Origin of the sequence: Paenibacillus sp. FSL R5-0475 (genome assembly GCF_038004585.1) — a bacterium.
Classification (GTDB): Bacteria; Bacillota; Bacilli; order Paenibacillales; family Paenibacillaceae; genus Paenibacillus_AQ.
The window spans coordinates 6875341-6888006 of the sequence record NZ_JBBORK010000001.1 but is presented as its reverse complement, the minus strand read 5'-3'; the positions used below and the strand labels follow the sequence as shown (position 1 = coordinate 6888006).

19 protein-coding genes are annotated in these 12666 nt (G+C 43.8%); all 19 read right to left on the bottom strand.

Annotation, left to right across the window (positions count from 1 at the left end; translation table 11 throughout):
• Positions 1 to 3: 3 nt before the first annotated feature.
• The 19 genes from MKX41_RS30945 to MKX41_RS30855 all read right to left on the bottom strand — a co-directional run bounded on the left by MKX41_RS30945 (position 4) and on the right by MKX41_RS30855 (position 12664).
• Positions 4 to 342, bottom strand: coding sequence for a hyaluronate lyase N-terminal domain-containing protein (locus tag MKX41_RS30945; RefSeq protein WP_340974580.1), 339 nt, complete (start codon positions 340 to 342; stop codon positions 4 to 6).
• An 11-nt stretch (positions 343 to 353) separates the two neighbouring features.
• Positions 354 to 1376, bottom strand: a complete 1023-nt coding sequence (locus tag MKX41_RS30940) for a DUF2793 domain-containing protein (RefSeq protein ID WP_340974579.1) — start codon at positions 1374 to 1376, stop codon at positions 354 to 356.
• A gap of 1 nt (position 1377) precedes the next feature.
• Entirely contained in the window at positions 1378 to 1791 is a 414-nt protein-coding gene (locus MKX41_RS30935; RefSeq protein ID WP_340974578.1) for a phosphoglucomutase, read from the bottom strand.
• A gap of 1 nt (position 1792) precedes the next feature.
• Complete coding sequence (locus tag MKX41_RS30930; RefSeq protein WP_340974577.1) at positions 1793 to 2857, bottom strand: baseplate J/gp47 family protein; 1065 nt, start codon at positions 2855 to 2857, stop codon at positions 1793 to 1795.
• Complete coding sequence (locus MKX41_RS30925) at positions 2844 to 3257, bottom strand: DUF2634 domain-containing protein (RefSeq protein ID WP_340974576.1); 414 nt, start codon at positions 3255 to 3257, stop codon at positions 2844 to 2846. Before MKX41_RS30925 ends, MKX41_RS30930 begins: the two co-directional genes overlap by 14 nt.
• Complete coding sequence (locus tag MKX41_RS30920; protein WP_340974575.1) at positions 3254 to 3547, bottom strand: DUF2577 domain-containing protein; 294 nt, start codon at positions 3545 to 3547, stop codon at positions 3254 to 3256. The genes MKX41_RS30925 and MKX41_RS30920 overlap by 4 nt, the downstream gene beginning before the upstream one ends.
• Before the next feature lie 2 nt (positions 3548 to 3549).
• Positions 3550 to 4515 (bottom strand): XkdQ/YqbQ family protein, encoded by a 966-nt coding sequence (locus MKX41_RS30915; protein WP_340974573.1) that lies wholly within the window; start codon positions 4513 to 4515, stop codon positions 3550 to 3552.
• A 4-nt stretch (positions 4516 to 4519) separates the two neighbouring features.
• On the bottom strand, positions 4520 to 5215 hold the full coding sequence (locus tag MKX41_RS30910; RefSeq protein ID WP_340974572.1) for a LysM peptidoglycan-binding domain-containing protein: 696 nt from the start codon (positions 5213 to 5215) through the stop codon (positions 4520 to 4522).
• A gap of 13 nt (positions 5216 to 5228) precedes the next feature.
• Positions 5229 to 7652 (bottom strand): tape measure protein, encoded by a 2424-nt coding sequence (locus MKX41_RS30905; RefSeq protein ID WP_340974571.1) that lies wholly within the window; start codon positions 7650 to 7652, stop codon positions 5229 to 5231.
• 57 nt (positions 7653 to 7709) lie between these two features.
• Positions 7710 to 8174 carry a hypothetical protein gene (locus MKX41_RS30900; RefSeq protein ID WP_340974570.1) on the bottom strand — a complete coding sequence of 155 codons (465 nt, stop codon included), beginning with the start codon at positions 8172 to 8174 and terminating at the stop codon, positions 7710 to 7712.
• Between the two features lie 243 nt (positions 8175 to 8417).
• Positions 8418 to 8825, bottom strand: coding sequence for a phage tail assembly chaperone (locus tag MKX41_RS30895; protein WP_149647231.1), 408 nt, complete (start codon positions 8823 to 8825; stop codon positions 8418 to 8420).
• 35 nt (positions 8826 to 8860) lie between these two features.
• Complete coding sequence (locus MKX41_RS30890) at positions 8861 to 9322, bottom strand: phage tail tube protein (RefSeq protein ID WP_340974568.1); 462 nt, start codon at positions 9320 to 9322, stop codon at positions 8861 to 8863.
• Positions 9323 to 10639 (bottom strand): phage tail sheath family protein, encoded by a 1317-nt coding sequence (locus MKX41_RS30885; protein ID WP_340974567.1) that lies wholly within the window; start codon positions 10637 to 10639, stop codon positions 9323 to 9325. It abuts the gene before it with no gap.
• Positions 10640 to 10642: 3 nt separating this feature from the next.
• Positions 10643 to 10837, bottom strand: coding sequence for a hypothetical protein (locus MKX41_RS30880; RefSeq protein ID WP_340974566.1), 195 nt, complete (start codon positions 10835 to 10837; stop codon positions 10643 to 10645).
• Entirely contained in the window at positions 10834 to 11256 is a 423-nt protein-coding gene (locus MKX41_RS30875; RefSeq protein ID WP_340974565.1) for a phage tail terminator family protein, read from the bottom strand. Before MKX41_RS30875 ends, MKX41_RS30880 begins: the two co-directional genes overlap by 4 nt.
• Positions 11257 to 11258: 2 nt before the next feature.
• On the bottom strand, positions 11259 to 11663 hold the full coding sequence (locus MKX41_RS30870; protein WP_340974564.1) for an HK97 gp10 family phage protein: 405 nt from the start codon (positions 11661 to 11663) through the stop codon (positions 11259 to 11261).
• Positions 11660 to 12031, bottom strand: a complete 372-nt coding sequence (locus tag MKX41_RS30865) for an ABC transporter ATP-binding protein (RefSeq protein WP_340974563.1) — start codon at positions 12029 to 12031, stop codon at positions 11660 to 11662. Before MKX41_RS30865 ends, MKX41_RS30870 begins: the two co-directional genes overlap by 4 nt.
• A 2-nt stretch (positions 12032 to 12033) precedes the next feature.
• Entirely contained in the window at positions 12034 to 12402 is a 369-nt protein-coding gene (locus MKX41_RS30860) for a phage head-tail connector protein (RefSeq protein WP_076303918.1), read from the bottom strand.
• Positions 12386 to 12664 carry a hypothetical protein gene (locus tag MKX41_RS30855; RefSeq protein WP_340974562.1) on the bottom strand — a complete coding sequence of 93 codons (279 nt, stop codon included), beginning with the start codon at positions 12662 to 12664 and terminating at the stop codon, positions 12386 to 12388. The genes MKX41_RS30860 and MKX41_RS30855 overlap by 17 nt, the downstream gene beginning before the upstream one ends.
• Positions 12665 to 12666 lie beyond the last annotated feature (2 nt).

Here is a 12666-nt window from a genome sequence, read left to right as displayed (position 1 = left end):
CCATCACACCCCCTTTAATTGGTTCCACGTTAATGGACCCTTACCCATGTATTCGGAGTGTGTGTGTGATGATGGAGGATATGTTGATGGTTTCCCAGCTACACCAGACCAAGGGACAGCATCAGCGTTAGCAGCATAGTCAACTTTGCCATCGTTGTTCGTATCATAAATACTTTTAAGCATATCTCCTGAGCTTTGAGCAGCCACCAACAACACATTACCGGTTATTGTACCGATATATAACTTACTCGTATCAGTACAATAACCAAGCTCACCGACAGCTAGTGTTCCGATGGCACTTTCCAGGCCTCGTCGGATCTGGATCATTACATTTCTAGCCATTGCCTCGCCTCCTAGAACGTACCGCCATCAATCGTAGCCACCGTAAGTTTATTGCCATTAGCTGTATCGTATACAATGCTGGAACTATCAATATTAGCCTCGATCCCGGTCGCGTTAACAACAATGCCTTTACCTGGCTTAGCAGCTACCGTAGTAGAATCTACAACAATCCCATTTCCAGCTCCTACCGTCAATGTAACGGTATCTGATTGACCACCACCAGTAAGACCGTTACCCGCTGTAATCGTCTGTAGGGCACCACCAGTCCTAACCCATGCCGTTCCATTCCAGCTGTAGATCTTTTGTTCATCGTCAACGTAAGCAGTCCAACCGACAGCCGGGGTATAGTAAGCCCAGGCTCCAGACTGATACTCTGCTATCTGGTTTGTCTTACCTGCCCATGCCCCTGTCGCTGATGCTGGAATAATATAACGGTCGGCTTCTGCTGGGCTTGCCGGTGGGGCTAATAAATGTTGGTCTTTTACGGATGCTTGTGGTTCGATATTATGTTTTGCTAATTCGATTTCATTTTTGATTTTTTGTGCGGACCAGATGTCGGTAATGGCTGTACCTGAATCATTAATGACTCGGTGTTTAGCTGCATCATCAATATGGCTTTTAATCTCAGCAGCAGTTTTAGTATTTGTGCCATCTGACACCTTATTGATATGACCTGCACTGACATCAGCCTTTAATACCTTTGCATAAGTAGCACCATCCGCAATATTATCAAGTGAACCCGTTAAATCACTGAGTGCTTGGGCGTTCACTCGTCTCCAAGCTGTACCATCGTCAAAGTAAAGATATCCGCTATTCGCCCCACTCGTTACATAGAACAGACGTCCGACCGATGCGGCCACCGGACGAGAAGCCTCTGCACCTGATAACGCTCGTCCAACCATTGAGTTAGTTGTACCGTCTCCGATATATATTTCTTTCGTATCTGTACAAAAACCCAGTTCGCCAACAAGCAATGCACCGTAAGTGCTAAGTTGAGCTTTAGTACCACGTTTTATTTGTATCGTCTGTGCCATCTTATACCCCTCTCGTAAATGATCCGCCGTCTATCAGACCACTCGATTTATACCGCTCTACCTCTGTCTGTGTGGCTGTTACAGACTTTTGTAGCACATTAATATCATCAGCCTCTACCGTGTCCCCTGGTGTTTCATAGGTTACGTAAACTTCAGCAGCTCCACTAAATATCTTAATTAACCTACGCCATGGTGTATCACTGGGGATGGTTAAGGTCCAGTTTGTCAATTTATCACCAGTTAATTTACTACCGCTATAGACTTGGATAGTTGAGTTATTGATATTATCGTGATTCAATAAACCCTCATAAACGCCTGCTACAAGTGCTATCCGTTCTTCAATAACATAGTTGTTTCCAGTTGGATTTTTGTTCAGCTTCTCTTGAAAAACATCTATTTTATTCGGGTAGGCCATGTTACACCCCCAATTCCACAGTACCGATCACTGGCACCTCTTCTTCGGAAAGAACAATGTTCCCAGCGGCTCCATTGAGTAGCAATCCAACATAATCAATAACCCCATCAGTGCCTAAAAGGAGCGATCCAATTACGGCTTGACTAACATAAGTAGATACAAAAGACGCTGACTTACGCCAAGCTTCCAATCGCTCCAAAAAGGTATTCTTCACACCCTGCAAGCTATAACCGGGTGCTAAGGTTACCTTAGCTGATATATTAATAGTCTTGCCGATTGCTGATGTAACTGTTACGACTGCACCTATTGGAGCTTGTCCTTCGCCTTTCCCTGCGACTGGATCAATGTAGTCTTGTACTTGATTAACAAGAACGCTTGATGCCGGAGAACCTTCTGCATTTACAATGACGACTTTTACGGTTTTCGGACCTGACCATAATGGAAATACGCGAGCTCCGCCCACTCCGGAAACTTCAAGAGCCCATTCAATGTAATGATATTTGTTTCCGCTGGTCGCTGGACGTCTGGCAGAATCAAGGTACCGCTGTCGTAATGCATTGTCAGTCTCTCTATCAGTCCCGGGAACAAGTAACTCTTTCAATTCAGCTCTTGCTAGATTGTTAATAAAATCGATAGGAATTAAGACACCGAAATGCTGATTTCCCGCAATTCCATCAACCTCTGCCTCAAGGCGGTACTCTCCTAAGGAGAGCCGAGAAACCACCTTATAATTGTTTGAACCAATCGCGAAGCGACTACCAATTGGAACATCCATTAAGGTGTTGGCCGCATTATAAAACAGCCCCTGGAGTTGAGCCTTAGTTGCCTTCTTGCGGGTCACACCAGACCAAGCAATCGACCGATCCAGATAATCGCCACTAGCGGTATCGGCAAATATTAAATTCGCGTTAATATCCAACTCAACATACATCTGAGCCAACTCCATTGCCGCCGGAGCCATAGCATCATAAATAATACTGCCCTCTCGCTTATCCAGCTCATCGGGTATTCGATCTAGCATCCGCTCTAAGATCGTTTCAAACGTTTGGTTCTCATACACCACCATTCACCTCCAATCGGTCTGTATAGTTTCCGTAGTCGCTCTCCACATCAAATAAGACAAGTGCAGTATCACCATCATAGGTAAATCTAAAGTTGGTCACGGAAACGATACGATCATCTTGCAGAAGCGCCTCCCTAGCCCAGCGTTCTAATTCTGTTTCAAAAACTGCTCTCCCACGCACTACACCTACATCCGCCTCACTACCGTAATTGTCGCTGTAAATTAGATTTTCAAACCGGGTTGTGGAGAGGATTTTAATAGCTGCCTGTTTTACAGCATCCAATCCGTCCACTACCACGGATCCTATACGTCCGTTTACAAGGTCTAATTTGTAGGTGAGGCTTGGTTGTGGCGTATCCTCCATGTCCTCATTTAGCAGTACATTATCGCTCTGTGGTATCAATTACTCACCACCCTATCCATGATTACGTAATGCTGACCGCCCTGCATACGGATAAGAAGCAGTTTATCTCCAGCGGCAAGGGCTTTCCGGATTACAACTTCCTGAGTGCCTACAGTCGCCTTTAGCTCAGTTAATGATTCCGGCACAATTAAAAAATCCTCTGGAAGAGATAGCCGGTTATCGACTAGCACTTCAAGAGGATTTATCTTTGTTACGGATCCTAATTGCACTATGACGGGACCTTGAGCATTGACAGCGCCTAAGGCAGCTTGTTTTATCGCTTCAATCATGTTTACACCAACCTCAACTCTAGGTCCATGGTATGCACGCCACCTTCTTTCTTGTGAGTACATTCATCGACCAAGAAGAATTTATTTATGTTCATCGCCTTGATATATAAATTGACGTAACATCCTGCGCGCATCCGATAATCGCCAAGAGCCTCTATACTAAGCGTTCTCTTTTCTCGATTTTTCATAAATAATTGCTGTTCCAATTGCTCTTTAATCTGAGCCTGATTCAATTTTTCATCCACCGATTCGTAGAGTTGTAGTAACCCCCACTTAGCAATACTGGCGCTATCCTTGGTAACGTAAGTTTCCCGCTTACCCGTTTCCTTGTTATCCCGATACAAGACGATTTGATTATAGGTTTCATCATCAATGTTGCGGCTGTAGGAGTAATCAGTCATAAGTGAATCATCACCCACAACAAAAGGTAAGCGCATATTAGAAACATTACGTATCGTCAAGCTCCCAAAATCGTCGAAGAATACGAAGTTGGTCCCGTAATTAATCAGCGTTTCATCTAACGCCATGCAGATCATATCAATAAACGTTTTATCGTCACGGATTTGGGAAGGTATAATGTATCTAGTATCTTCCAGCTTTCCAGTCTTTAGCTGCATGTCCTGTGCGATCTTTTGAACTACCTGAGTCGCAGTCTGTTTGCTGAAAACATAAGTTCCGCTATTCATCAGATAACGAACTTGATCATAGGCCAAAATTGTTATTTCTTCAGCCGTACCCGTTTCAATACTGAAGATATATCCATAGAAGACCTTATGTCCTTCATCTGTGTACCGAACCACATCGCCATTGTTCAACTGGAATTTTTTATCTTGCCATGGTCCACCGTCTACAAGAGTGAATTCTAGGGACGCTGCCTTGCCTATGCGGATCGTCTTCCAAGATATATCAGTAACGATGCTGGATACATCCCAGACGGCTCCATTTTTATTATCGATCAATAATTCCACTTAATCACCCCGGAAGCTTCAGGACGGAACCGATCTTGAGCGTCTTCAACTGTGCGTCGGTGAGTCCATTTAGTTTTTGAATTTCATTCCACCGACTACCGTCACCTAGTTCTCTTTTAGCAATCTTCATCAAAGTATCCTCGGATTTGACGGTAACTGTTTTCGACTTGGTACGTTCATCTGCACGTTTTGCTGGCTCTTTCTTTGTTGTAGTGGTTGTACCGGCTGCTGTCTCGGTTGTCTTCAACTTCACTTTTTTAGCAGCGTAAAAAACATACTCCTTCAAGCTGATGTTATATTCAAAATCACCTGGGGATCCAGCAACCTCTTTATAATTAAATTCCTCAATACTGGTCGCAATGTTGATTTTTAGACCCGTTGACGTAAAAATAAACCGGATCGGCTTCCGCTTGTTCATCCAGGTTTCAATCAGTTGGATGTAGTCAGCGGGTTGCCCCCAGTTTTTTGATGATACATAGCTTGGTACGGTACCACCTACAGCGATAGCCGGGAAAAAGCTGCTGAAGCTGATCTCTTTGAGCTTAGCAGCTTTGATTACGTTAATTTCGCCAAGGTCCGTTATATTGTAGGCCTCCCCATCGCCTTCTCCGCCAATCTCTATTTCTTCAGGAAGGACAGGGATCTCAAACCATATAGCACGGTTGTTAAAACTCAGTTCGATGCTGTAGCCATCGGCCACACTACCGCCCCCTTTAGTTATAGAGACCCTTCGCGGTACTAGCGATCTCTTCATTAAGCTTCTGCGTTATCTTTGACACAATCGAATCAACATTCGCCTGATTGGTTACTGGACCAGTCTTCATCTGAATAGTTGGTGTCAATGTCACAAAGTTTTGAATGTTTTTCATTTCGGCGACATCACGCATAACCTTTAGGTCTTCTTTACTTATATCAATTGGCTTCTCTACTTTACCGAGCTTATCAACTTTTTTGAGCTTCTTCTTGTCATCATCAGCGGATGCCATTTCTGCAGTAGTCGCTGCTCCGGGTGGCAATATCGTAAAAGAATCTTTCGCTCCTTTGAGTGCTTCATCAGCCGCTTTATTGTCACCTCCAAAAAGATTTGCTCCTTTATCGTAACCAGCTTTATATGAATCCCCATAATTAAAACGCTCAAGACCAATTCCCTTTTCCTTTAGGATACTGTCTATATCCAGATCTTTTGCTTGGTCCTTATATTTACCATTGCCGTATTCTTTTACGGCTTTTTCTGCCATGCTACCAAGACCAGAACGCCATCCTGCTACCGTATCCGCCATACTACTTCCAAAGATAAAATCCATCGCTTTTGCGATCTTTTCCAATATCCCTAGTACACTATCTGCTAAATCGGCAAATAAATTTATAACAGCCCCAATCGGATCGTTAAATAAATTTCCAAAGAAATTGGCAAAGCTATTCCAAATGTCGAAGAAAAATTCTACAACACCAAAAACCAATTCCAATAATCCAAAAAAGAGATTACCTATAAAGGCCCCCACCGCAGCAAAAGCACCGGCAATAACCCCTGTAGCAGAAATTGATTTCCCTGCAAATTTATTAATTGCAGCTATTACAAGATAGAACAGAGCAATCAAAGCTATGATCGCGAGAATAATCCATGTTATTGGACTCGCGAGCATCGCGGCATTAAGTCCCCACTGCGCTGCTGTTTGAGCAGCTGTAGCCGAAGTAGCTGAAAGTGTAGCACCAGACAATACAGCTTTTATGCTGGCAGACGCAAGTTCAACCGCTGAGGTTATACCGCTCCATACAGAAATTGCAATAAGTGCACCTTTATATAAGCCTAATGCAGTCACAATCCCTAAAACAATAGGTTCGAGTATTGGCCAATAGCTAGACATGAAGTTATAAACATTAATTAATGCAGTCAACAAATTATTTGCCGCGTCTGCTGCGCCAGCAATTCCTGATTTAAAGTCTTCAATGAACGCCGTTCCTCCCGGGCTATTTAACATATCGTTAATACGCTGGATTAATGGTCCGAATGTTTGAAGAGCAGAATTTTGCAATTCATTCATTACGTCGCCAAATGTCCGAGGCATAGAAGCGAATTTCACATTTATATCATCGGCTGCGTTGAACATAGCCGCCTTGATGATATCTGAAGTGATAGTCCCGTCAGCACTCATTTCTTTGAGTTGACCCTTAGTCTTCCCGGTTACATCTGCAATCGCAGCTGCCAACATTGGAGCATTCTCCATGATAGACCTAAATTCATCCCCTTGGAGTTTTCCTGCGGCCATCGCTTGAGATAATTGATACATCCCAGCTTGTTGTTCCATCGTGCTGGATCCACCAATACGGAATGACTTTTGCATTAACTCTGTAAAAGCAACTAATTCGTTATTAGACTTAAATGCTTCGCCTGCCAAAGTACCCATTCTACTTATAACCGCCGCCATATCTGTGTAGCTACCTTTAGCACGATCAGCGGACTCAAAAATTTTATCTTGAAGTTCGGCCGTGGTTTGCATTTTGTCATTAATTAAATCTAGGCGAGCAATTGTGTTAATGTAATCATCACTTATTTTCGTACCTAATCTAATACCTTGAATACTCAAGTATGCCGCTGCGATATTCTTCATGTTGCCTAGCCATCCGCTACTCGCTTTCCCCGCTTCGCGAAGACCTCCGTTAGCTTGTCTCTGTAAATCAGCAATTTGTTGTTCAAGTCGGGCTATGCGTTGCAAAGCTGAGGATAGCTGTGCGGCTTGATTTGAGTCGGTTCTAGTAGTTGTTCGTAATCTGTCCATAGATTGAACTAGTCGTAACACCATGCGCTGTAAGCTAGTAAACGTAGCACGTAGAGCAGGGGGCATTTCCAAATCGATACTTGCTTGTATGTTTCGCAATCGTGATTCTATCAGCGCTCTCGCTGCATTTACTTGTTGCATTAGTCCTGCTTGATCAATGGTAATTCTTAATATTGGTTGTCTGAGACGTTCAACTTGTTGAACCGCTTGACTCGCGTCCATCCTTATAGAGATAGGAGATTCTACAACTCGCTTCAACCTCTCCATACGTGCTGTAACTTCTAGTACCTGGTTAGCGACACGTTGCATAGGGCTTGAAAAGCTGTCTAGCATTTTAAGGGTACTGGATACTGTTGTCACTCAGTTATCACCTCCTAAAAAAAATAAAAGCCGCCATATAGGCGACCTCTAAATTATTTATAGTTGAATTGTTTGCTTCGGATTATTTGATATTATAGGTCGTATCTTATCAATGAATTTTGCCGCTTCAAATGATTTGGGATTGTCCCGGAACATTAATACAGCAAGTTCATTTGCAGAATTAATGTAGTTCATAATCAAGTATGGGGTTACCGTTCGCTCCTTTTTACTAGTTGCTCTTGCACCGACAACTAATCCGATAGGACCGAATAAAAGCCCTCCGGCAATACCCTTCGCTGCGCTGCTATTCACGATATGCGCAATCTCAACATCAGTCTTAAAATCAGCAGCTTGGATCTGAGACAAATTGACAATAAATTCAGATCCACCACCAGTGATTACTAACTTCCCATCGTTTATTCTGAGTTCACAATGAGTATTTTCAGCAATCGGCAATCCCTCTGTATGGAATAGAGAAGCGCCAAAACTACCGTTAACCTCTTTCTTCTTAAAGATACCCATGCACAACCTCCGTTGCTTTTTCCCTATATTCTACCACATAGTGAAAAACGTGAGAGGGTAATAATTCCTATTTCTTTGCTTTTACCTTTGCTGCATCTTTCTTCTCTTTTTCAACACGTTCATTAACCGCAGCCATAACAAAGGCCCTTTCTTGTCGCGAAAGAGCCATATATTCATGAGGCCACTTATGGAACTTATGGAGGGCGTAATATGCATAATTCGCATCAGCATCACCCTCCCGTATTAGTTTTTTGCTTCTTCAACCAAGTCTGACATTTCTGCATCAAAGCCACTCAACTCACTGATCTTTTGAGCCAATGTTGCAATCTCCCCAGCTAACAACACCTTCTGTACATACTCTTCAGGAGATGCGCATCCCAACTTTTTAATACTAGTAGCATCTTTAAAGTTGGGCTCTACGCAATTCCGGATTATTGTCTGCAGATTAAATCGGCCTGAATCAAATTCAAATTTACGTCCCTTCTTTGGGATCGTGCAAGACTTGCGAGTTTCGTTGAATTCCTGATCTGTCATTGCCTTAATCTTAAAAGAAAGAACCTTTCCCTCTTTATCCTTAAATCGTGACGATACTACAACTTCATCAGTCAAGCCATCCACAGGATTTTCATTCAAAAATTCTTGTAAACTCATATTAATAATTCCTCCTAATATAATTTCGTTTTAATTTAATTGTTTGGCGCGGTGAATGATTGACCCATATCAATATCTTCAAATGTAAAGTCGATATCTTCTTCCAATGCATCTGATTCAGTATCCAAGGATACCATCACCACACTATCTAAGTTTACCCCTAGAAGTGTTACTGTTTGTGCGCCGATAGTGGATCCGGGGTCTTCGTTTGTAACGGTAATATCAAAGTTGGTATCTCTACCCGTTTTGATATAATCGATCATCAACTGGCGGAACCGACTTGTTACATAATAAATCGTCATGCTGCCAGTACCCGACCATCCAGTAGTTTTATGCTGAGTACCACGACGGCCTAATGTTTTAACTTCAGCCTTCTCCTTTTCAACTGACGCTTCAAGAGTCTTGATGTAGAACATTTCCTCTACCTGACCATTGATTGTGGCGTAAGCCCGCCCCTCTTGTCCGCTAATCGTGTCATTTGCTTTTAAGAACGACATTTATCTCACCTGCACTTTCATATATACTTTTTCAATACTATCTACTGGTTGAATATTTGCTTCAACATAGATTGCATCTGAGTCAACACCAGGGAGTACCGTGATATCCGTCTGGGCATCAAAGTTTTGAATAGCAGAAATGCCCTGCAAGCTATCCAGATAGATTACAGCCTCTTTACGAAACAAAGCTCGGCCATCAACATTGTTTGATACCTTACCGATGTAAAATGATTCAAAGATACGCTTTAAATCATTCGCAATACCATCCAACACACGGAGCACACGGTTTTTTTGAAGTTGTTTCCCCTTCTTTGGAGTATAAGAGAGGAAAGTATTAATATCCTGCTCCACCACGGCCCGATTAACGGAAGGTGTAAAGACAAATTCCCCAGCTTTTAACGCTGCCTCAATTTGTGTGCTCGTATACCTTGGTGCCACATCTACAGCATCGTCGTATGCCGAATAAGTCAGAGACTCATTCATCTCAGCTGCTGCCGAAGCACCGGCTACCCAAGCAGTGGCCTGCGCTGCTGTAAGTATGGTCCCATCTGAAAGTACTACGCCATTCTTGACGCTGATTACACCTTCGGAATCGGCTACAGGGTAGTTCTCAAGTGCTGCCTGTACTTTTTTACCCTCTGACTCTCTCAAGCGCCGTACAAAGGCAGCATATACTGCTTTAAGTGCGTTGTCCGTGGATGTCAGCGCCACTGTTTGGAAATCGTACAGCTCTAGTGCAGCTAAATAAGCAGTATGATCAGCATTAGTCACAGTACCATTAGCTCCGCCCACTAAAGGAGCCCCTGCGCTTGCTGTTAAAGCCCCAGTCCCACCCCAAACAATCCAGTCATTAGCTTTGAGACCAGCGATGTTAGCGACCACCTGAGTATCCACCACTGCGTTATCCAGCAACGTTTTCACATCAAATTTGCTACTGTCGTCAATGTTGGTTTGTACTACAATCTTTAGATCGTTCCCCCGAGTACCACCGTATTTTGCTGTTGGTATAAAGGCGCCGATTGTAGCAGATGCTTTAACTCCATCATTAAGCTTGTAAAGCAATACTGTACGCGCTCGCTTTTGCGCCTCACGCACAGGCAACAGTTCTGAAGCTGTAATGTCAAACCCAAGTGTTTTGAATGTATCCTCACCAGCTATAATCGGTGTGATGATCTTTGCTGCTCCCCATGGGAGTGTCAGCGCTAGAGAGGTTATTCCCCTGCTGCCAACTGTACCTAATGCCCCGCCAGAAGTTTCCACGTTGACATATACACCGGGTCTTTCTTTATTTTGAGTGGTCCATGTTCCACCGGCCATAATCTATTCAACCTCCTTGTTCTTAAATTCTTCGATAACCTGCTGTGCCTCGGCCGCCGTATACAACTTTCCCGGCTCCAGCAGCGCCGACAGGACATCTTTATCCTGGTATGAGTATTTGGTAGAGCTCAAGAACTGCTCCTTTGTATACGAAGCCTCAGGAGCTTCAATAGCTTCCTTTTCATTTTTCACACTCACTTAATACCGCCCCCTTGCTTCATAGTCTGCATTTTAATTTCCGGTGCTTTGTCTCGGATCAGGTGTACATTGTACTCAACGAAGAAATGCAACACTCCATCTACAATTTCATGACGCATCCCAGTCCCTCGGTAAATACCACTATGTCCCGTTAGGTACTCCAGTTCTGAGTAAAACTTTTCAGCTACTAATTCACACTCTTCGCGGAGAGCAGCCGATTTACGTTGTGGGAAGTAATGGACATCGAAGGGATTAAAACGCTGGTAGCGTCGGTTAACCCCTCTGACCTGGCTACTTTCCAATAACAGCACAAAAAAGCACGGCTGCTTCATGCCCTGCTCTACTGCTTCGTCATAAACCGGATACTCCGGAGTAAATAACGATAGCTTTTTTATGAGTGCGTTTTTGATATCCTGCATACTCACCGCCCCAAGTGTTTCTCCATGTATTTCTTAAGCTTCCTCTCCATGATCCCCGGCAACTCTCTCTCAAGTTCCTGCTCGGATAGAGTCAGCATAAATTTACCGTTAACCCAACCGGTACGCAGTCTGGTAACATGGCCGTACTCAACATAGAGTGCATACTCTACATTGTTGACAATCTCAACGTGTACACCGCCTCCTGGGAGCCGAACCACATCACCAATTTGCCAGCCCCGACGCAAGTCACCCGATTTTACCGGAGTTCTAGCTATAGTCTTCGCCAGTAACCGTCCTGCAAGCTCACGAATACACTCCTCCATAAATGCTGGAAATTCATTTTGCATCCTTTGAAGGTTCTTCTGAAGCTTTTTGACATCGGAGAAATCGAATTTACCCATACTCATGCGTTCAGGACCTCTTTTAGCTTAATCTCCTGATGAGTCGCATAACGGAATGGTTTCCCGGCTTGTTCGCCTTCAAACACCATCCCATTTTGTACAACAGTAATCTGGCTGCCCGGCTTGATAGTTACATCAGGAGAGATAAATAGTTTAGCATCGTATTCCACCCTGTCTGACGTTACGGTCTGTGTAGCGCTTGGAAGAGTTGATTGAGAGAGTCCACAAGGCTCGTCAGCCAACACAACGAAAGGCTGCTGTCGTGTTTTACCGCTTACTGGATCTTTTGCATCCTTCATTTCCGAAACAGTACATAAACCTTCATAGGTGCTCTCCAGCGCTGCACGTTCCGCAGCTACCATTCCAAATTGCATAGTTACCACCTCAATCTGCGGAACGCTTGCAACTGAGCCGCATAATTCCGCACGAAAGCTGCTCCAGATCCGACCGTAACCGTAGCCTTAGCGGATCCGAACGCTGTTGTAACATCCCCACGTTTGATACTAGTAACTGCTGGTGCTGTTTGTTCGAATTCTGTCGGGTACTTCGTCCGGTAGTAATCCTCAGCTATATGCAGAACCACGTTATCTAAGGCTTCAGGAATAGAAGAAATGTTGCAATAGGTCTTTATCTCCTGAACAATGGTCTCCAGAGCAAACAGTAACCTTTGATCCTTGGAGGTATCCTCTATTGTGATTGAGAGCAATTGTTTTAGCTTAGGTAGATATTTAAGATACTCCTCCATCAGACTCACCAGCTTTCAGGATAGCTGCAAGGACGTCCTCCCTTTTGGTAGCCTCACCGAGATCAATGTTATGATCTTTAGCGTACACCTTGAGTGCAGGCAGCTTCATCTCTTCCAAAGGAACAGATTCTTCAGGGACTTCCTCTCCGATAGCACCCAACTCTTGCAATCGTAAAGCCTGTTTATCATCTAATTCAATTTCCCCAGAAGCAACAATAACCCCGCCTTGAAGGACGGGGGTCAGCACTTTATATCTAGTCATAT